Genomic DNA, 21,675 nt, shown 5'->3' with positions numbered 1-21,675 from the left:
CTGCTTAATACCTAAGTATAAAAGTCTTCCGTCTTTGCTTTTCCAAAAAGAACGCACCTTTAAAAGATCCACTACTTTTTCAAAGCTTTCCCCTTCAACGATCCAATGTCCCAACTGAATATATCCGCTACTTTCATCAAGTCTATAATCTAAATCTTTTAAAACAGGTTCTTCCTGTTTTGATATGCCGAGAATGTAGCAATATCCGTCATTTGAAAGGCGACCCCAAAACTTATAATCATTTTTTATAGGTTCCGTATATACTGATAAAAGATCCTGTTCCATATCTGTATAGTTTATTTCAGGAGTTTCCATCTCCATCGGGAATATAAGACTTTCCAATTCCTTTACTTCTGTGTCGGTAAGTTGATTATCCGTAAAATCATAAACTGTGGCTTTTGATTCATCAACATTTATAACGGTAGAACTTTGGGTATTTTCTAAAATCTCTTTTTTAGAACATGCAGTCAATAAAACTATAATTATTAAGGTATAAAGCGAAAATGACTTCATCGTATAGTACCTCCCGTAAAAATCTCCGAAGAAAAATATTCATTTATCCTCAGAGATTTAATATAATTATTCTATTTCTAATGTTTCTAAATCTCCCGAAACTGCATCAACATAATATTGTTGATTATTTTCTGAAACAAGTTTTACATTCAAACGGTATGTCCCATTTTCTGTTTTTTTGTACACATACTCACAACTTTTTATTTCTGGTGCCTTATAATTTAATTTACTATCTACAATTTCTTCTGCTTTACGAATGGTTATAGGTTCAACAATCTGACTGCTATCAATTTCACTTATCTCTGACCATCTGTCTATTACAGAAAACACACCATCTGAATCTGAACACACTGTAAAAAAGTTGTCCTCAAGTGGAATACCTCTATATTGTTGTTGATATGTAGAAACAACACCTATATTATTTTCTTCTCCATCAGAACCATCTTCTTTTATTTCGGTTTCCAATAAAGCATAATTGTTTATTATTGCATTGCTTAGATTACTGTCTATTCCAAGATTTTCAATAATAACCGCATTATTATTTTGAGCATCTTCAAGTGCTATCGAATCCAACTTATTTTCCCTCAGATTAATTATCTTTGCCTGTGCATCATCATCTAAGGAAGCTACATGACAACTATCTCCTAATACTGCGGTATCTAAATCTAAAGTATCTTCAGACACTTTGATTTCATAAGGAATTTCTCTATTAATAAATGAAGCTGCCCTGGATGTAGCACCTGTACCGTTTATATTTTTTGAAGTATATCGGTAAACAGTTTTTGATGAAGGCGATGCCTCAAAGCTTCCTGGAAATCCAGGCAAGCGATAATATTCCATTCTGTTTGTTTTATATCCCAGTACAATCCATTTCCCACTAGATTCATATGCTATATTTGCCTGCTGCCATGAATACCTGACAGAGTTTCCTTGTGATGAACCTCTTGTTTCATTGGCAAGCCTGAAAAATTCATTCGCTATTTTTGTATCATTTGATGAAGGAGCACTTTCATGATAACCGGCTAATACCTTCAAACCTGAATTTTTCATTATCTCTGCCCATTTACCACGCAATCCATTTCCATTAAACTGATAACAAGCAGCTATTATAGCAACTTTTAGATCATATGTATTTTTCCACTTATCAGCAGCATCAAATGTATTGAACCATTTTGAACTATTGTGAGTAATATTTAAAGTTGCATTATCTCCGTTACTACCGCCATGACCACTCCAATAAAGCACATTATAATTTTTTGCATTGATAAAATCATTTTTATCGGCAATAGTAATACCTTTGTCACTATAGCCTTTAGCTGTTACAGCATATCCTTTAGAGCTTAAGTTACTATAAAAAGCTTCAACATCGCCTGCATTAGCAGTATTGCCTTGACATACCTCAGCACTATATGCATAAGAGGTAATACTGCTAAATCCCATAAATATACAAGTCGCAAGTGCTATAATTTGTTTTTTCATATCGAACCTCACATTTTAAAATTGATCAAAAATGTACTTACTACAACTAAAATTTACAAACTTTTCTTAGGTTACTATCATCAAGATTTTCTAAATATCCGTTTATACTTATTCTGAAATTATATAAAGTCAGTACATAACATTAAGTATGACAACTATCTTATGAAAATGTACTGACTTTAACTAAATTTTATTTTAATTCCACATTGATGTCTTCAAATTCATTCTGCTGACCTACTTGAAGATGTAATGTATCATTATTAATAATATTCTCTTTCTTATATATCAATACTTTATTATCTTCCTGCCAGTAAACTCCCGGACCTGTCCTTTTCCCTTCACTGTCTACTGCCAAAAACATATTTTCATATACATTACCGGTATCTTCTGATAAATATAGTGCGATATATTCCGGATAGAAAACAGCTTTTTCTATTAATACAGACTCGTCCTTAACTTCAATACTCTTATTAAGAACTCTTTCTTCTTGTTTTTCTCTGTTGGGTGAAAAAGTATATTCTAATCCATCTATCATAACTTTTATCGAATCATTACCTTCAATATTACATATACTTAAACACAACCTGTCTTCTGAATCAAGCCAATATCCAAAATAACAGTTAGGTTCAACCTTTATATCAATATTTTCAAGGTCATCACTGTTATCACTTGCTTCAGAATTTAAATCGGCATAATTTAAATAATTACCGGTATTTGTATCTTGCTTTTTGAAAGCCAAGCTATATATTGGATCACTGCCTGATACATCTGCAAGTTCCAAGCGAATGCCCTCAGAATTTGTTTCTGAATATATATCCTGAATTTCTTTTTCAGTTTTACTTTCATCTTCAACGCTTATTGTTTCTTTAATACTCTCAATCATAGCACTTGAATTAGTAACTGAAGGCAGATTTCCGGAGGAGGCTTCAGCTGAAGTACAGCCATAAAGTATTGGAATAATAAACAGCAAATATATCATATTAAAATTTTTCATAGGCAATTAATAAGTATCTACAAAACCATTTACAGAAACAGCTGAGCGTGTACTTTTAGTATCTATACCAAAGTAAAACGATCTAGGTGCAGTACCATCCATTACTTCAAACTGATAGTAATCAAATTCACTGTCAGATGTTATAGCATATTTATAATCTCTATTGTTAGAGCAATTATGGAATATTATGTTGAAAGGTTTTTTATTAAATCTACCGTAAACCCTAAAACTTCCATTATTAGTATCAAAGATATATTTAGTCCACATTATATTCCTATTGGAATATGCAGAATAACGATACTGTCCGCTATTTTCTAAATTGTAATGTCTTGTTGGACGACTTGTAGTATAAAGAACTATGTCGTTAGCATTACCTTCACCAGAATCTGTAACTTCAACCAAGTGAGGATCATTAAGATCAAAAACTTTTATGACACCCACTTTTGCATTACTCATCTCTGAAACTACTTCTTCTCCTGCTGCATATGTTTTGCCTGAAGGTACCACAACTGACGTAGCCAATACTGCCAATCCCATTACCAAGCCCATAACTTTTCTTAAAAATCTTCTTCTAGCCATCTTTTTATTCCTCCATAAAATTATTCTACATTATTAAAATCAGATCATGCATCTCTTTTATACATCAAGTTGCATTTAAATGCTTAGATTTAAACACAACTTAAATGTGTCTCCATTTTTATACCTCATAGGATTGATTTTCATCATATTCCCCTTCTCCTTTCCTGTGTTTTAAGCCCTTCCTTATGGAATAGAAATAGAATAATATTTATCTATTCTCTAACATACTCTATGCAGATACCGAGCCCCTAAGCACTACTTTATATTTTATGCGGATATCTTTACCTATTCTTGGTACTATCCTATACAAATCCCCTGTTGCTACAGCTGCAGCTCTTTTTTGGTTATCACTAATTGTGCAATTTAGATTATTAGCAGACCATTCATAACCGTCAGGAATATTTTCTTCTAGGTTTGCTGTAGCGGAAGAAATATAACGCCTATTATTTTCAGTTTCTACATCATAATCAATACTTAAACTAATTTTTCCTTTTCCAACACGCCTACTGGCTACAACTTTGCTTTTTGTTTCTGAGGTAGAATAATCAACAATATCTTCACTTAAAGCTTTATTAAATTCTTCTTCTGAAACCTCTGTAAAACCCAGTACATATATTTCATCAGGTTCTGCCGCCAAAGCACTTATATAATTATAAAATTCTTCTGCATTCATACCTGCACAAGCCTCATCTTCCGGTATAAATTTATCACGCTGCGAAGAATCAGACACTTCAACTCCCAATGCTTCTATCTTTGCCCAGTATTCATCTTCTGTGAGAACTTCGCCATTTACTACAAAAGCATTGTCAATTTCCCCTGTTTCTTTACTGTTTGTTGAAGCTTGTACAGGCTTCAACCCCAAAACTAATGACAATGCAAGTACACTACATATAACAACACCTTTTAATATCTTAAACATACACTTCTCCTTAACATTTGGTTAATTTTTCACATCTATCAATGTATCAAACGCACTATATTTTATGTCAAATATACTTGTATATTACAAGCCTAATATTTGATTTTAGATTGTATGTTGAATGTAGTACATCTGATATAGTGCTTTATAAGCTATCTCCGTTTTTATACCTCATAGGATTGATTTTCATCATGTTTCCTATCTCCTTGATATACACCTTACCTTATATAACTATTTATTTTAGCTCTATATTTCAATGAATTTGTTGACTCATTGAGTATAATAACCTCATATCTGCTATTATTGTGTGCTTTAACTGTTAATGTCGCAGCTCCGTAACACGCTCTATTATAAATAGTATTACCATTTCGCTTTATTATAATGTTGTACATCACTCCACCATAAGACGATGCATTACTTATCTTCACTGTAAAGCCATTGTGATTCGGTTGTGTCCAAGATGCCATATTAAACTTATAAGATTTATGTGCTAAACCTTCTAAAGTTGCATTGTCATCTATATTAGCAGAGTTTAACTCAATAGGGGCTATCTCTTCTAAAGTTAGTTGCTCATATTCCTCCTCTGTTATTACCCTTACTATATCATCTTCTAATAATTCTTCTTGAAAAAAATCCCCATTTTCAATAACCTGATTGTTTTTATTCACACCTATATCGGCAAAAACCGTTATAGATAAAGCAATCATTAAAACCAAAGTACAAATTCCTGCCAATCCTCTTTTCCATCTTTTCATAATAATCATCCTTTCTTTTGTCGGGTGTAATTTTAAAACCGATTTTTCCTGCATTTCTTTTAATTCTACAAGTCTCAGCATAGATAAACAGTATTCTTTTCTATTTTTAACAGTATCTCCCACTCTTTGAATAACCAACTTATCACAAAGTAGCTCTAAATCATCCTCCATATATCTTGATGCCACAAGAATAAATGGATTATACCAAAATAAGCAAGTAATCACATTTTTTATATGGGTAAGCACTATGTCAAATTTTTTAATATGAACCATTTCATGTATTATCACATATTTTAATAAATTATTATCTTCTAATACTTGGCTCTGTATTATTATTTTAGGACGAACCACTCCATAGGTGATAGGAACTTTAATCTCATCATTTATGTATATCTGTACCTGTCTTTTCAATCTGAAACTATTAACAAGTTCCTCTATTCTACTATCCGGTTCTATCCGTACTGAGTTCCTTAGTGCTTTGTTTCTCTTTGTTACTTGGACTCCTGTATATACCAAAAGTATACTTGTAACCATTAATTGATTTAAATTAGATAAGATATATCCAACTTCTTGCACAAACATTTTTATATAAGTACTTATCAACATAAATGGTTCCAGTAAATATTGAAGCATTACATATTTCTCTAATTCTTCAATTTGAATAAAAATAGAAAACGGAAAAAGCAAATAAATAAAAAGTATTGACCATAAAATAAAGTTTGCCCATTTAACGCTCTTAACATTCAATGTTTTTCTGGTCAAAAGTACCAACATTATAATAAAAGTACTCTTAATGCTTCTTTCCAAAGTCGAAACTATTACGAATTCTACCATCACATCACTATTCCTCTACTTCAAAATTATCTATAAAATCTCTCATCTCCTGTATATCTTTTTTAGTAACTTTTTTCTCACTTAAAAAAGCACGACAAACATTAATTATAGAACCTTGAAATAACATTTCTATCGCTTCTTCTCTTTGTTTTTTTAACGCCTCCTCCCTTGAAACAATAGGTTTCAATGTGTATTTTGGGTAACGCCTTGTAATAGCCCCTTTTTCAAGTAGCCTGCCAAAAAAGGTATAACAGGAAGTTTTTCCCATTCCATATTTTTTATATAACAGCTTTGAGAGTTCCAACGCCTGAATTTCTCCATTATCATCCAAGCATTCTCCATCCCACAACATCTCCATTACCATTAGTTCTCCATGTGAAAGCTCCATTTTTACTTTCTCCTTATTAATATTTTGTTTTATTTTCAATATGAATATATCATATCTTTGAGTAAAATTCAATATCAAAAATATTTAGATATTGAATTTTATATTTTTATAAATACAATAATATTAATAGTTATACCTAATTTTCTTTGTGAAAATTCTCTAGGGATTTCATTTAGAAGTCATATTATCTGGATTTCCGGATAATTTTAACAAGCACAGTAAGTGCATATGCACTTACGAAAAATTGACTTAATCCTCGCTTTCACTTCGGATTCTTTCAGTCAATTTTTGCTTGTTGGGGAATATCCCCAAACCCCTGCATAAACAACTTCTTTAATGTCATCACCTAAGTAGTTTTTGAAAAAGTTTTCGCTTCTTTCATTGAAGCTTACTTCCAAAAATGTTATAATTTTCTTGTAACTTATATAACTATTTTATCTCTTTACAGGAGATTTCTAATTTAGAAATATACTATAAAGCAAAACCTGTAAATCAAGCTTAGCACTTGATTCTACAGGTTTTTTCTTTTGTTGTTTTTAGGATTTGGAGGTTTGGACATGGCAAACAGAGTAAGAACTCATGGCATTTATTTAATGCTTTCAGATGATGAACTGAAGGTTTTGGAGAAAAAATATAGGCTCTCCGGTTGTAAAACTTTGCGTCAGTTTATTATGAAATGCATCTTAGGCAAGGATATTTTCGTATTGGATATGACAGTTTTCAGGGAACTTTCCGCAAGTATCGGCAGGATAACCGGTAGCATCAATCAGATTGCAAAGCGGGTAAATTCTACCACAATGATTTATAAGGATGACATCATTGATATACAAGAGCTGCTAAAAAAGCAGGGGAAAGATATTTACTCTCTGCGAAAAAAACTATATGACCTTGGAAATTTAGAAACTATAAATACGGAGGAGATCTGATGGCTGTTACAAAGATTCATCCCATAGAAAAAACTTTGCACTTAGCCCTAAACTACATCATGAATGCTGATAAGACCGATGAAAAAATCCTTATTTCCTCTTTTAACTGCAATCCTAAGCTTGCTCATCTTGAGTTTGGGCAGACGAAAAGAGAATGTAATTCCAAGGCAAAAATCTTAGCAAGACATTTAATCCAGTCATTTGCTCCCGGGGAAACCACACCAGAACTGGCACACAAAATAGGACTGGAACTATGCGAAAAAGTCTTTCAAGGAAAGTATGAGTATGTACTCACTACCCACATAGATAAGGGGCATCTTCATAATCATGTTATATTTAATAATGTAAGTTTTGTAACAGGTAAGGCGTATCAAAGCAACAAAAGAAGTTATCATCAAATCAGAACTGTCAGTGATGAGATTTGTAAAGAAAACGGTTTATCTGTCATTGATGAAAACTATAAAAAATTCAAGAACAGATATTCCACAAACGGTAAAAGCTATTCAGAATATATGGAATTTAAGAAAGGCAGTTCTTGGAAAAACAGGCTTCAGCTTGCCATTGATAAAGCAATTCTAAAGTCCGGTACTTACGAAGAGTTTCTAAAAGCAATGGAAGATTTTGGATATGAAATTAAGATTGGAAAGTATCTTTCATTCCGGCATAAAGACAAAAAAGATACCGGAAGATTTACAAGAACAAAGACAAATGTGCTTGGAGAAGATTATACCAAAGAGCGAATTAAAGAAAGAATTGAAGATCCGACCAAACAGCAGATTTATAATAAAGGACAGCTTTATGACAAACTCTCTTATAAAAAGCCTGATACTATTGTAAATATAAAGAACAATGAAAAGGTAAAATCCTCAAAAGGTTATGAAGTGTGGGCAGGTAAACGTAACATGAAAACAATGGCTTCATCCTTAAACGAAATGAGAAGATATGGCATAAACACCTATGAAGAACTGGAACCAAAATTAAAGAAGGCAGCTTCAGACAGGCAACAATTATTAGATCAGATAAAACAAGCTGAACAGGAAATGAAATCCATATATTATGTGGTGGAAAATAAAAACACCCTTTCTAAAAATCAATTGATCTATGACATGTATATTGAAGATAAAGAAAATATCGCCTTTTATGAAGAATACAAGCCACAGATTATTGCCTATGAAATCGCCTTAAAAGAACTTGAGAAATCAGGATACCGTGCATTAAGTATTCCGGAACTGTCAGATAAGTACGCTGTTTTGGAACAGAAAAAACTTAGCCTTATGGAAAAATATACATATCAAAACTTCATGCTCCATGATCTTCAACAGGCAAAGAAAAATACGGATATATACCTTAATAACCATCTGGAAAAATAAAGAAGAAGGAGGCTGTTCCTACATGATTTGTCGGTAGAAAGCAGTCTCCTTCTTTATAAATAACAGATTAGATAGACAAAGTGGTAGACTTTTCTTAGACAAGCCTAAATATCCAAGGAAAAACGGCAGGCTTCTTTATCACTTGTCCATTTCTATAAGATAATCTTCTCTTCTTTTCCATACAACTAAAGAGATTATACCTATTATGATATAGTTTACCACCTGATTGACTAAATCATTGTTTAAAAGGGGTAGAAAATAAGATTTTTCATTTGTAATAAATCCATGTACTAAAATACAATATACCGTCATTGAGCTGAAAAACGATATAGCTAAATTAAGAATCTTTCCAATCAATCCAAATTTATCATGAATAAGCTTAAATAAGACAGAATATAGCACTACTGCCACTATTGCCACTAATATATCCCAAAAATATACGGCATATCCGGATGAAAACTTGGCAGAAAAATAATGGTGAGTATAATACCAACTTGCTATAAATACCGCAAGTTTATCCATTGCAAATAAGCTTATTTTTACAAATGTTGTTCCTACAAACAGTATAACTCCCAAATATAATATAATTAAGGCTATAAAAATACCAATCATGTCATTTCATCCTTTCTACTAAATAATCCTATTTTTCTTATACTATAACGCCCCTCTTCTTTTTTAGCAAATCCTTATTTTAAGTTTAAAAGTTTAAAAGAGAATCAAAAAAAGCGCAGTTCCCCTACCCCATAGAAATTCTTTTTTGAATCTATGCGGCAGTTCTGTTTCTCATCTTTTTTTTCTGATATTTATATAAATTATGACCTATCGCCACGAGTAAAACTTCCAGTTTGACTGAATGAATACCTCTTCGGACAATTCTCTTGTACCAACGGTCGTTTTTCATAATTACGAAAGTGCCTTCTGCTTGTATCGAACGGTTCATTCGTAATAACGCACCATGGATACTTTCTAGGTTTTCGATTACTTCCTGATGCATAGAAGTTAGTTCCTGATTGATCCGAACGGTTCGATTCTTATCTGTCTCCTTACATTTCTTTGCATATGGACATCCACTACAGTCTTCGCATTCATACAGTTCTTCACTGCGTCTGTACTGATTTCCTCTCACATTTTTTCTGTATAAAAAATGGAATGCTTTATCATTAGGACATCTCATGACTCCTTGCTCATCAATTCTGAAGTTAACTGCACGAAATGGATCTTCATGATATTTCTTATCCTTAGTTTCTTTTTTAAACATTGGAAATTTCATATACTTTTCAATTCCGTTCTGTTCACAGAAAATATAATTGTTGTATGAGCCATATCCGGCATCTGCCACAGGATACTTGGGATAGAATCCATAGGTTTGTTTGAAGTGCTCCATCAAAGGAACAAAACCATCCATATCCGAACGATAATGGTTTACGTCAACAACTGCAATATATTCATCTGCTACACCAATCTGTACATTATATGCCGGCAGAAGCTGATCATTGCCCATGTAATCAGTTTTGATACGCATAAAGGTAGCTGAGTTATCTGTTTTAGAGTAACTGTTCCGATTAGGACCACAGATTTCAATTTTTTGTATGTATTCTTTAAGTTTCTGACAGAAAGCAGTCAAGTGTTCATAATGACGCTGTTGTTTGGATTTTCGCTTTCCGCTTCCGTAAACAAATGTACTTGTATCCGGTTCCCATAAAAGTAATAGCTGTTCAACGATTTCATTCAGATAATCCGGTACATACTCCGGGTTTATTGTGATCTGCACCCCGCTCCATGCAATTTCTGCATTAATTTCCTCAATCTCCGCAGTGATTTTTTCGTAAAGCTTGTAACGGAACTTTTCGGTAGACTTCTTCCATACCCAGGTATACTTGTTTGCGTTTGCTTCAAACTTGGAGCCGTCGATGTAGAGATGTTGAAGATCTACATGCTCCTCGTTAAAGATAGCATGATTGATGTCGTTAAAAATGTTTTCAATATTATCTTGAAGTATTTCATTGATGAAATATCCAAAGGTTCTGTATGACGGAGTCTGGTGATCCATGAGATACATGAATCTGATATTAACTTTGCAGTTGCCTTCCAGTTCTCTCAGAGAGCAGTAACCGCTAGTCATAAATCCGAAAAGTACTGTTTTTAGCATGTTGACAGGATTATATCTGAATCGTCCGGTTGTGTACTCCGGAATATCCGTCAGATACTTGTTTAAATCTATTCCTCCCATAAATCTGTCAAATATTAAAACAGGATCCAGCAAATTCAAACAATCTGAAAGAAACAGTGGTAAATATCCTTGTTTTGGATTACAATATTTATTGTGTAAAGTTTTTATCATAAGTTAATTTTACCACAAAAATAGGACTTTTCGCATGAACGAATGGTCCTATTTCTTTTAGGGACTTATTTCACAGTCCCTTTTTTATGGCTGCCATTTCCCGACAGCCCCTTTTTTGTGTAGTCTAAGCACTAAAAACGATAGAAAAAATGCCCCTTCAGGCGCTTTTTCTATTAATGAGACTGAACTCTATATTCTGAAATAGTCTGTCCTGTCCACTTTTTAAAGGCTCGTGAAAAAGATGAGACTTCTGAATAACCTAGTAGATAGGCGACATCTTCTGTCGTCATTTCTGGATTTTTGAAATAACCAAAGGCTAGGATTTTTTGAACATTTTGTAATTCTTGATTAAATTTAGTTCCTTCTGCAGTCAGGTTCCGTTGCAAGGTGCGACTGCTAATGCCTAATGACGCTGCTATATCTTCAATGGTAAAGAAACCACTTGGAATAGCATGGTAGAGTTTTTGCTGGACGATACCTGTGAAACTTTCACTAGTCATTGCTTCCGCTAAGCGTTCCTTAAGCTGAGGCTCTAGGTAGTCCAACATGACATTATTGGCCGTGAGGAAAGGTTTCTCCAAGTCAGCTTTGTTAAAGACCAGTTCATTCCCTTCAATTTGTTCCACTTGGCAGCCAAAAATACCAATACTAGCTTCTTCATAAGAATAAGGAGTCCCAACGTGTACTGGGACAAGCTCTTCACCTGTTCCCGTCCGAATCAAATCAAGCAACAACAACTGTTCATTAAGCACTTCAAAACGAGGTAGGTCTAAACCTGGATAATCATAATGATAGCTCACACGGACAAGCTCATCAAAGAATTCTATGTTTACGACAATCGGACCTGTAATCTTCTTGTATTTGGCAAAATGCTCTATAGCTGCAAGACCATTTTTAGAAGATAGGGCCGCGAAAAATGGAGGCATAAACATCTGAATGTTCTTGATGAGGCTCATGGCTATGATTTGCTCATCATTGGCTACCTGATCAAAAGCTGTTAAGAGATGGTAATAATCCAGAGTTGAGAGGTTCATCTCCTCTTTCCAGGTGCTATCTGGTAGATTAGCCAATTGCAGAATCATTTTCAAATCCAGCCCTATAAGGCTTAAATTTTCAATATACTGTTGACTGAGACTAAGGCGCATAAGCTTTCTCCATTCTATTAACGCATTGACATCAACATCATACGATCAAAGAATTTATCTCCAAAGATACGACGGATGGCTACTAAAAGTTTTCCTCCACGGCCAACAAGGTAACGAGTTTTAGGGCTACGAGCATTGATAATTTTAAGAACTGTACGAGAGATAACTTCTGGGTTTGATCCTGGTGTTGGGTTGTTCTCCATAGCTTTGATATAGCCGTTCACCAAACGACTGTATGCTCCATTTTTAGATTCATAAGAGAAGTTTTGACCAACTGTTGCGTTAAAACCAGTATTGATCATTCCAGGTTCTAAAACAACCACCTTGATGCCAAATTCCTTAACTTCCATACGGAGACAGTCGCTAAAACCTTCAATAGTGTGTTTTGAAGCATGGTACCAAGCGCCCAGTGGTGTGTAAATTTTACCACCCATTGATGACATATTGATGATTAGACCATCCTTTTGTTGGCGCATATATGGTAAAACTTTCTTCGTTAACCGTGCTACACCATAGACATTGACTTCAAACTGTTGTTGCGCTTTTTCCATTGAAAGGTCTTCGACAGGGCCATAGAGTCCGTAACCTGCATTGTTCCAAAGAACATCAATGCGACCTTGTTCTTCAATCACTTTCGTAACAACTTTTTCAATATCCTCTTCGTTAGTTACATCCATTTTCATGATATGGCCACCCATTGCTTTTAAGTCTTTCATTTTATCGATACTACGAGCAACAGCGTAAACTGTGTGACCAGCTTTGATAAGGTCTTGGGCTGAAAGTTTTCCCATACCTGATGAAGCGCCTGTAACTAAAATAACTTTTTTATTTGACATAATGATTTCATCTTTATTTCATTTGATTTATGAGACTATTTTACAAAACAGAAACCGACAAGTAAATGACAAAAGAAGTCAAGGTGTTGACAATTCGCGCCACATTAAGTTATTTAAGAATCTCCTTCTATTTCATTGCCATTTCTGTTATAATAAATTATACTTCTAAAATAGAAAGGACTTAAGATGACAACTCTTATTAAACATAAACGTGTAGAATTTTCAGAACTTTTTTATGACCTAGTTTTTGTTTTTGCAATTTCAAAAGTAACTACTTTAATTGACCATCTTCATAACGGTATTTTGACTTGGAATTCTTTACTTGATTTTTTCATAGCTGTCTTGGTTCTCACCGATTCCTGGATGATTCAAACCGTTTATACCAATCGCTATGGAAAGAACTCTTTATTTAACATAGTAATCATGTTTATCAAAATGGGACTTTTACTCTTTATAGCCAATATGATGGGACCTGATTGGCAACAATATTTTCATTATCTCTGTTGGGCTATTGGTACATTAACCCTTATCTTATTTTTTCAATATTTGGTTGAGTTTTTTAGAAAATCAACCGATGATGTTAATCGGGAAAGTATCAAAGGTTTTCTATGGATAACAGGTCTAGGAAGTTTAGGAGTCTATCTGGCAGCTCTTCTTCCTATTTACGTTAGAGTCTATATCTTATTTGCTAGTATTCTGCTAATATTTATTATGCCAATTATCTTGCTTAGTAAAGATAAGCATTACCAGGTAAATCTCCCCCATTTAATCGAGCGCCTCTCCCTTCTTGTCATTATTACGTTTGGAGAGATGATTATGGAGCTAGTTAACTTCTTTACAATCGAGAATTTCTCGATTTATTCGGTTCTTTATTTCATTATTACGCTTTCTCTGTTCTTGTTTTATTTTGGTCAATTCGACCATGCTATTGATGAAAAATCTAGTCAAAAGGGACTATTTCTAGTTTACAGTCACTATCCTATTTTCATTGGACTTATTATGATGACTGTTTCGATGAGTTTTCTTCTGAATCCTGAAGTTAATCGTCTCTTTGTAACCGGCTTCTATTATATCGGATTTGGCCTCTTTCAAGCTGCTGTCCTAGCAAATGGGCCCTATAACAAACACTATCTTAGCTATTCGAAAAGTTACTACTGTGTCCAAGCGACACTCTATCTGGCTGCCTTGATTCTCTCTTTAATCTTTGCTTCTAATCCTATAATAGTAGCGAGTATAGCAACCATTTTAGCTCTAGCTATAGCCACTCATTTTATTTATTTTTATGTGACACAGAATAAAAAATATTCCAAATCTAACTGGGGGTTATTTTAATGAGTTTATAGCATTAAAAAAGGGGCTGTGAAATAAGTCCCTAAAAGAAATAGGACCATTCGTTCATGCGAAAGGTCCTATTTTTGTGGTAAAATTAACTTATGATAAAAACTTTACACAATAAATATTGTAATCCAAAACAAGGATATTTACCACTGTTTCTTTCAGATTGTTTGAATTTGCTGGATCCTGTTTTAATATTTGACAGATTTATGGGAGGAATAGATTTAAACAAGTATCTGACGGATATTCCGGAGTACACAACCGGACGATTCAGATATAATCCTGTCAACATGCTAAAAACAGTACTTTTCGGATTTATGACTAGCGGTTACTGCTCTCTGAGAGAACTGGAAGACAACTGCAAAGTTAATATCAGATTCATGTATCTCATGGATCACCAGACTCTGTCATACAGAACCTTTGGATATTTCATCAATGAAATACTTCAAGATAAGATCGAAAACATTTTTAACGACATCAATCATGCTATCTTTAACGAGGAGCATGTAGATCTTCAACATCTCTACATCGACGGCCCCAAGTTTGAAGCAAACGCAAACAAGTATACCTGGGTATGGAAGAAAGCTACCGAAAAGTTTCGTTACAAGCTTTACGAAAAAATCACCGCGGAGATTGAGGAAATTAATGCAGAAATCGCATGGAGCAGGGTGCAGATCACAACAAACACAGAGTATGTACCGGATTATCTGAATGAAATCGTTGAGCAGCTGGTACTTTTATGGGAACTGGATACAAGTACATTTGTTTACGGAAGCGGAAAGCGGAAAGCGAAAATCCAAACAACAGCGTCATTATGAACACTTGACTGCTTTCTGTCAGAAACTTAAAGAATACATACAAAAAATTGAAATCTGTGGTCCTAATCGGAACAGTTACTCTAAAACAGATAACTCAGCTACCTTTATGCGTATCAAAACTGATTACATGGGCAATGATCAGCTTCTGCCGGCATATAATGTACAGATTGGTGTAGCAGATGAATATATTGCAGTTGTTGACGTAAACCATTATCGTTCGGATATGGATGGTTTTGTTCCTTTGATGGAGCACTTCAAACAAACTTATGGATTCTATCCCAAGTATCCTGTGGCAGATGCCGGATATGGCTCATACAACAATTATATTTTCTGTGAACAGAACGGAATTGAAAAGTATATGAAATTTCCAATGTTTAAAAAAGAAACTAAGGATAAGAAATATCATGAAGATCCATTTCGTGCAGTTAACTTCAGAATTGATGAGCAAGGAGTCATGAGATGTCCTAATGATAAAGCATTCCATTTTTTATACAGAAAAAATGTGAGAGGAAATCAGTACAGACGCAGTGAAGAACTGTATGAATGCGAAGACTGTAGTGGATGTCCATATGCAAAGAAATGTAAGGAGACAGATAAGAATCGAACCGTTCGGATCAATCAGGAACTAACTTCTATGCATCAGGAAGTAATCGAAAACCTAGAAAGTATCCATGGTGCGTTATTACGAATGAACCGTTCGATACAAGCAGAAGGCACTTTCGGAATTATGAAAAACGACTGTTGGTACAAGAGAATTGTCCGAAGAGGTATTCATTCAGTCAAACTGGAAGTTTTACTTGTGGCGATAGGCCATAATTTATATAAATATCAGAAAAAAAAGATGAGAAACAGAACTGCCGCATAGATTCAAAAAAGAATTTCTATGGGGTAGGGGAACTGCGCTTTTTTTGCGTATGATTTCAGTCATTTATACACATTAAATGAGCTGGGGGTGCGGACAAAAACCTGGACACTTATTAGGGCTCTGAAAGGAGTCATTGATGTTTTCAAAAGAACAAAAAGATATAGCATTACGCCTATATCATCAAACAGAATCTGTAACGAAAACTATCAGAATTTTAGGATATCCGACTAGAAGGAATCTTTATAAGTGGATAAGCGAAGAAAAACTTCCTCCTAAGATACGAAAAGAATACCCTACAGTTGATAATCCTCCGGAACATCCACGCAATCCACCTCTAGAAATAAAACTTGATGCTTTACATCGTTGCTATGAACTCGGTGAAAATATAAAATATGTTTCAGAAGACATTGGATACAGCAGAGCTAGTATTTATCAGTGGCGAAAACGCTATTTAAAAGAAGGTACATTAGGTCTTATGAATAATAGAAATATTACACCCGGAAAACTAAAAGCAGGAACTACAGATAATACTGATATTTCTTCTGAAGAAATTAAACAACTAAAGTCACAAATGCAGGATATGCAGCTTGAAATTGATTTATTAAAAGAAACCATCAACGTATTAAAAAAAGATCCAGACATCGATCAGAGTGCTCTAAGCAACAAGGAAAAGGCAGTGATAATCGATGTCTTGAAGAATAAGTATTCACTGCCGGCATTGTTAGATAAGCTACAATTATCTAAGAGCAGCTATTATTACCAAGTGCATGCAATTAATAAAGAAGATAAATATGCTGAAGTAAGATATAGAACCATAGAATTGTTTATTGAAAACAAAGAAAGATATGGTTATAGACGCATACATGCTTTATTAAAGCGGGAAGATATAATCATTTCAGAAAAGATTGTTCGTAGAATCATGAGAGAAGAACTACTTTTTGTAAAAACTAAAAAAACACGTAAATATAATTCTTATCAAGGTGAAATATCATCAGCCGTAGAAAATATCATAGATAGAAATTTCTCTGCATCAAAACCTAATGAGAAATGGTTAACTGATATAACAGAGTTTGCACTTCCTGCCGGGAAAGTATATTTGTCTCCAATAGTTGATTGCTTCGATGGTCTTTTAGTTACATGGAGTATAGGTACATCTCCTGATGCTTCTTTGGTTAATACAATGTTAGATAATGCTATTCAACTTTTGGCACCTGATGAGAAGCCCATAGTGCATTCTGACAGAGGTGCACACTATCGTTGGCCTGGTTGGATTAGTCTAATGAAGTCAAATGGCTTGAGAAGATCTATGTCTAAAAAGGGTTGTTCTCCAGATAATTCCGCATGTGAAGGAGTATTTGGCCAATTAAAAAATGAGATGTTCTACAACACAGAATGGACTGGTGTGAGCATCTCAGAATTTATTGATATATTAAATAACTATCTTCTTTGGTATAATGAAAAAAGAATAAAAAAGTCATTAGAATATTTGAGTCCTATGGAGTACAGACATAGACTTGGATTAGTCGTATAGGCTGTCCAAGAAAATGTCCGCACCCCCGCTTGTGAAAATTTTTCTGTAAATAATGTTAAGAAAGGTCTTATATGGTAAAATACTTTATCATAAGGAGACCTTTTATTATGGCAAGAGAAAAGAAACCTGTACACAGAGTACAAATGACAGAAGGAAAGCGTAACATCATTCACCAACTCTTGGAAGAATACGATATTCAATCAGCAGAAGATATTCAAGACGCTCTAAAAGATCTTCTCGGAGGAACAATAAAAGAAATGATGGAAGCAGAGATGGATGAACACCTTGGATACGAAAAATCAGAGCGTTATAATAGCGATGATTATCGCAATGGTTATAAGCGAAAAAGGGTAAACAGTCGTTATGGTTCTATGGAGATCGAAGTTCCACAAGACAGAAAATCAACCTTTGAACCTCAAGTAGTAAAGAAACGTCAAAAAGATATTTCAGACATTGATCAGAAGATCATCTCCATGTATGCGAAAGGTATGACAACACGCCAGATCTCAGAAACTATCGAAGATATTTACGGCTTTGAAACATCAGAAGGTTTTATATCTGACGTTACAGATAAGCTTTTACCACAGATAGAAGACTGGCAGAATCGACCTTTGGATGAGATCTATCCGATTCTCTATATCGATGCGATCCACTATTCTGTTCGTGATAACGGTATCATACGAAAGTTAGCTGCTTATGTCATTCTGGGTATCAATACAGAAGGAAAGAAAGAAGTCCTTACGATTCAAGTAGGAGATAATGAAAGCTCTAAATACTGGCTTTCTGTATTAAATGAACTGAAAAACCGTGGGGTAAAGGATATCCTTATTCTTTGTGCAGATGGGCTGACAGGCATAAAAGAAGCAATTTCTGTGGCTTTTCCCAAAATAGAATATCAAAGGTGTATTGTACATCAGGTAAGAAACAAACTCAAATATGTTCCGGACAAGGATAGAAAGGCTTTTGCAACAGACTTGAAAACCATTTATCAGGCTTCGGATGAAGAGAAAGCCCGTCAGGCTTTGGATCGTGTTACAGAGAAATGGACATCAAAATATCCAAATTCTATGAAACGCTGGTACGATAACTGGGACGCAATCACTCCTATTTTCAAGTTTTCCGTGGATGTAAGAAAGGTTATTTATACCACCAATGCCATTGAAAGCCTAAATTCTACATACAGAAAGTTAAATCGCCAAAGAAGCGTATTCCCAAGCGATACAGCCCTGCTAAAAGCCTTGTATCTAGCGACATTTGAAGCCACTAAGAAATGGACAACTACCATTCGAAATTGGGGACAGATATATGGAGAATTGAGCATCATGTATGAGGGGCGTCTTCCCGAGTAACAAAAAAACGACCACAAGTCAAGGATAAAATGAACGTCGGTCTTTGACCGACGCCCTTGACATGGGTCTGATTTTTTGATAATTATATCAATAAGGACGAATGCCAAATGATGGCATTCGCCTTAAAATAATACTTATCATAGAAGTCCGAAAGTTAGAATTTACAGACTTTGATTCACACAGCCCATTAATACAAAAAGGGAGATGCGAAAAAACTCAATCGAGTTTTTTCACAGCCCCTAATCCCCACACTTTTATCGTTCTACAAACTTTTCACTTTTCATATTCCCCTGTTCCTTTAATCTGCCATCCGTTTTTTCCTTATAATCATTTAGTTTTTTGAGTGTTGAAGGCTTCTCTTTTGTATCTTGAGATTGTCCTCTGGCTTTTAACAGCTTGGCGGAATACACCTTAAAGTTTGTATACTGCTTTCCATTCTTTCCGGTACTAAGCTTTTCTTTTCCTGAAAGCGAAACAAAATCTCCTTTTCTAAAGTCCTTTACTGCTTGAACCTGCTCATTATAGGCAAAGCAATTCATAAACTTTACATTCCCCATCCCGTCATTTTGAGCAATGGAAAAACTTGCCACTCTGAAATCCTGTCCATCATTTGATCTTAGATCCTTCACTTCAACATCTCCGGTAAGATTACCTTTTATATACTGCTTTTCTTGATCATTATTATCTTTCAAACTTGTATTTTCTTTTACTGTGTTTTCCTGTGTTTGGTATTGCTCATTTTCACTTATTTCTTCTTTGCTTTTTTCCTGAATGTCTGCATCTTTTTCTATCTCTTCCTGCTTTATATCTTTCGCTGTTTTTAGGTCTTCATCAATAAAGTCCATAAACCTTTCATCAATCAACCCCATATAAGAGTCATTCATATAGTTGTCATAAGCATTATCCAGTATGTCTTCATCATTTATATCTGTTTCCAGTGATATTATTCCCTTGATAAAATCACTATGATTGTATTCTGCCAGGAATGATAAAGTTTCTTTCATACTTTCAAAGCTGTTGTTTTGCATATTTGAAATACTTTTTAAATCATTTGCATATCTTCCGTTTAGCCACTCAAATTTACCGGTTTCTTTATTCTCTTTAATTCCTGATGCTATGACAAATTGTTCGCCTGAAAATAATACCGCCTGATTTTTCTTTACATCTAATACCGTTGTATTTTCTCCCAGTGCTGTTTTAATAATATCTCCTTTTTTTAAGTTCATAAATTCCTCCATTTCTATCTTTACACTTTATTTTTCTATTAAAGATTGAGAAAAGAGTACCCCTAAAAGATACTCTCTTCCCATATTTCCATATAATATTTTTTATCTGAATCCTACCTTGCATCCTCAAAGTATTCCAACTGATTTTCCCTTGTACCTGTTTGACTTACTTGCTCCTTATACCCGTTTAATTTATCTACTACAGAGTTTCTATCTCTTTTATTAAGATCTCCGATACTTTGTACCTTACTGTCTCTAAAGTCGGCATCGTACCTGTCTGCTACGCCGTCCAAGTCCGTATCTTTTTCTAACGGATCATAGAAATTTCCCTCATCATCAATTTCAAGCCCCATCACCTCTTTTAACTTTTCTTCATCCACATAGATAAGCTCATTAAAATCCCAAAAACCTATGTTTGCCTTTATCTGCACAAGCTCTCTTCTATCGCTTGCATCAAGAGGATCATAGGTGTACTGAAAGCTGTTAACTAAAGTATTATCAACATAAGTGTTTAATTTATAATTGATTAAATCAAGGCTTGTCTGTATTTCATGCTTTTCATCCGGCGTAGTCGTATAAGCAAGCCCTATATCGCTTAAATCAGGAAACAAAGTATCAAAATCCTCTATACTATGATTTTCCTCATACTCCTTATTTAAGAAATGAATCAATTCTTCTTTTACCTCTTCAAGTAATGGATTTTTTTCCTCTGTTACTGCTTCTTTTTGCCCCATGTCAAGCAGATTATTTACCTCTGCAAGTCTTAGTGTCTTTTCTTTTAAAAGCTCATCCTGAGGAAATTTCTTTCCGATTTCAAGTTTTGCGGTTTCTAGTTGACTTTCGGTATCACTAAGCTTACCTAAAGTTTGCTCCAGTCTCTCAGGCATTTTATCAAGGATATTGTCCATTCTTGTTATATTTCCGATACCGTCCGTTCCAAATTCACCATAATGATTCTCTTCACCTTTTAGATTAAATTTATACTGATTGGAAAAGCTGTCATAGTATGCAAATAAATCAAAGTTTCTGTACTCTCCGATTTTTACTTCTTCCGACTTAAAATCATCCGTCTTTTTTATATTTTTTATCTTGCTTATCAAAAATTCTCCGGCTTGTCTTTTATCTGTATATTTTTTGCCGTCAAGAACAAGAGAGGTGAATTTTGATACTGCTTCTTTATCCGACTTTTTCTCTATCTCCATTGAATTTTCTCCTACATTCTCCAAACTTGACTGAATATATACTTCCTTATCTGTATTTTCTTCTCTATATGGCTCTATATTTTCTATATCTTTTTTCAGATTTTCTATTTTATTTTTTAAATTTTCTATTTCTTTAGGGTAAACCTTTACCACCTTATCCTCAAGTTTATACAGGTTTGATTTGAAGTTTGACTCAAGCATTTTTAGCTTGGACACCTCGACATCAAGATCCATCTTCTCACGAATTAAAGGATTACCTGTCGCAAGTGC

The 21,675-nt window shown here is 34.3% G+C and carries 16 protein-coding genes and 3 pseudogenes; 6 read left to right on the top strand and 13 right to left on the bottom strand.

The window, feature by feature from the left end:
• The 7 genes and pseudogenes from J4O15_RS15635 to J4O15_RS15605 all read right to left on the bottom strand — a co-directional run.
• A pseudogene (locus J4O15_RS15635) lies at positions 1–513 on the bottom strand (hypothetical protein); the annotation flags it as partial.
• Between the two features lie 66 nt (positions 514–579).
• On the bottom strand, positions 580–1,992 hold the full coding sequence (locus tag J4O15_RS15630) for a hypothetical protein (RefSeq protein ID WP_208101495.1): 1,413 nt from the start codon (positions 1,990–1,992) through the stop codon (positions 580–582).
• 190 nt (positions 1,993–2,182) lie between these two features.
• Positions 2,183–2,986 carry a hypothetical protein gene (locus J4O15_RS15625; protein ID WP_208101493.1) on the bottom strand — a complete coding sequence of 268 codons (804 nt, stop codon included), beginning with the start codon at positions 2,984–2,986 and terminating at the stop codon, positions 2,183–2,185.
• 6 nt (positions 2,987–2,992) lie between these two features.
• Entirely contained in the window at positions 2,993–3,565 is a 573-nt protein-coding gene (locus J4O15_RS15620; protein ID WP_208101491.1) for a hypothetical protein, read from the bottom strand.
• Positions 3,566–3,794: 229 nt separating this feature from the next.
• Entirely contained in the window at positions 3,795–4,484 is a 690-nt protein-coding gene (locus J4O15_RS15615; RefSeq protein ID WP_208101489.1) for a hypothetical protein, read from the bottom strand.
• A 218-nt stretch (positions 4,485–4,702) separates the two neighbouring features.
• Positions 4,703–6,073: a M56 family metallopeptidase gene (locus J4O15_RS15610; protein ID WP_208101499.1), complete on the bottom strand. Its 1,371-nt coding sequence runs from the start codon at positions 6,071–6,073 to the stop codon at positions 4,703–4,705.
• A 7-nt stretch (positions 6,074–6,080) separates the two neighbouring features.
• Positions 6,081–6,461 carry a BlaI/MecI/CopY family transcriptional regulator gene (locus J4O15_RS15605; RefSeq protein ID WP_243762119.1) on the bottom strand — a complete coding sequence of 127 codons (381 nt, stop codon included), beginning with the start codon at positions 6,459–6,461 and terminating at the stop codon, positions 6,081–6,083.
• A 557-nt stretch (positions 6,462–7,018) separates the two neighbouring features.
• Between J4O15_RS15605 and J4O15_RS15600 the strand changes: the two genes are divergently transcribed.
• Both J4O15_RS15600 and J4O15_RS15595 read left to right on the top strand, forming a co-directional pair.
• Entirely contained in the window at positions 7,019–7,387 is a 369-nt protein-coding gene (locus J4O15_RS15600) for a plasmid mobilization protein (protein WP_208101487.1), read from the top strand.
• The gene (locus J4O15_RS15595; RefSeq protein WP_208101485.1) at positions 7,387–8,757 is read left to right on the top strand and encodes a relaxase/mobilization nuclease domain-containing protein; all 1,371 of its coding nucleotides are present in this window, start codon (positions 7,387–7,389) and stop codon (positions 8,755–8,757) included. Before J4O15_RS15600 ends, J4O15_RS15595 begins: the two co-directional genes overlap by 1 nt.
• Before the next feature lie 138 nt (positions 8,758–8,895).
• Here J4O15_RS15595 and J4O15_RS15590 read toward each other — a convergent pair whose 3' ends face one another.
• From J4O15_RS15590 to J4O15_RS15575, 4 genes are all read right to left on the bottom strand, one after another.
• Positions 8,896–9,369: a conjugal transfer protein gene (locus J4O15_RS15590; RefSeq protein ID WP_208101483.1), complete on the bottom strand. Its 474-nt coding sequence runs from the start codon at positions 9,367–9,369 to the stop codon at positions 8,896–8,898.
• 151 nt (positions 9,370–9,520) lie between these two features.
• The gene (locus J4O15_RS15585) at positions 9,521–11,095 is read right to left on the bottom strand and encodes a transposase (RefSeq protein WP_442911607.1); all 1,575 of its coding nucleotides are present in this window, start codon (positions 11,093–11,095) and stop codon (positions 9,521–9,523) included.
• A gap of 176 nt (positions 11,096–11,271) precedes the next feature.
• The gene (locus J4O15_RS15580; RefSeq protein ID WP_208101479.1) at positions 11,272–12,243 is read right to left on the bottom strand and encodes a helix-turn-helix domain-containing protein; all 972 of its coding nucleotides are present in this window, start codon (positions 12,241–12,243) and stop codon (positions 11,272–11,274) included.
• Positions 12,244–12,260: 17 nt separating this feature from the next.
• Entirely contained in the window at positions 12,261–13,079 is an 819-nt protein-coding gene (locus J4O15_RS15575) for an oxidoreductase (protein ID WP_208101477.1), read from the bottom strand.
• 186 nt (positions 13,080–13,265) lie between these two features.
• On the opposite strand from J4O15_RS15575, the gene J4O15_RS15570 reads away from it, so the two are divergent.
• The 4 genes and pseudogenes from J4O15_RS15570 to J4O15_RS15555 all read left to right on the top strand — a co-directional run bounded on the left by J4O15_RS15570 (position 13,266) and on the right by J4O15_RS15555 (position 18,977).
• A complete protein-coding gene (locus J4O15_RS15570; protein ID WP_208101474.1) occupies positions 13,266–14,411 on the top strand; it encodes a low temperature requirement protein A in 1,146 nt (381 codons plus the stop codon).
• Between the two features lie 104 nt (positions 14,412–14,515).
• A pseudogene (locus tag J4O15_RS16605) lies at positions 14,516–16,097 on the top strand (transposase).
• Positions 16,098–16,233: 136 nt separating this feature from the next.
• Positions 16,234–17,628 (top strand): IS3 family transposase, encoded by a 1,395-nt coding sequence (locus tag J4O15_RS15560; RefSeq protein WP_208101472.1) that lies wholly within the window; start codon positions 16,234–16,236, stop codon positions 17,626–17,628.
• Between the two features lie 107 nt (positions 17,629–17,735).
• Positions 17,736–18,977, top strand: a complete 1,242-nt coding sequence (locus J4O15_RS15555) for an IS256 family transposase (protein ID WP_208101470.1) — start codon at positions 17,736–17,738, stop codon at positions 18,975–18,977.
• Between the two features lie 254 nt (positions 18,978–19,231).
• Here the strand turns inward: J4O15_RS15555 and J4O15_RS15550 are convergent, their stop codons facing one another.
• Positions 19,232–20,203: a single-stranded DNA-binding protein gene (locus J4O15_RS15550; protein ID WP_208101468.1), complete on the bottom strand. Its 972-nt coding sequence runs from the start codon at positions 20,201–20,203 to the stop codon at positions 19,232–19,234.
• A 113-nt stretch (positions 20,204–20,316) separates the two neighbouring features.
• Positions 20,317–21,675 (bottom strand): annotated as a pseudogene (locus J4O15_RS15545) (helicase); the annotation flags it as partial.

It is taken from the genome of Lachnoanaerobaculum sp. Marseille-Q4761 (genome assembly GCF_017565785.1).
In the GTDB taxonomy this organism is placed as follows: domain Bacteria; phylum Bacillota; class Clostridia; order Lachnospirales; family Lachnospiraceae; genus Lachnoanaerobaculum.
Note: the sequence above shows the minus strand (reverse complement) of the source record. Positions and strands in the feature narration are given on the sequence as shown.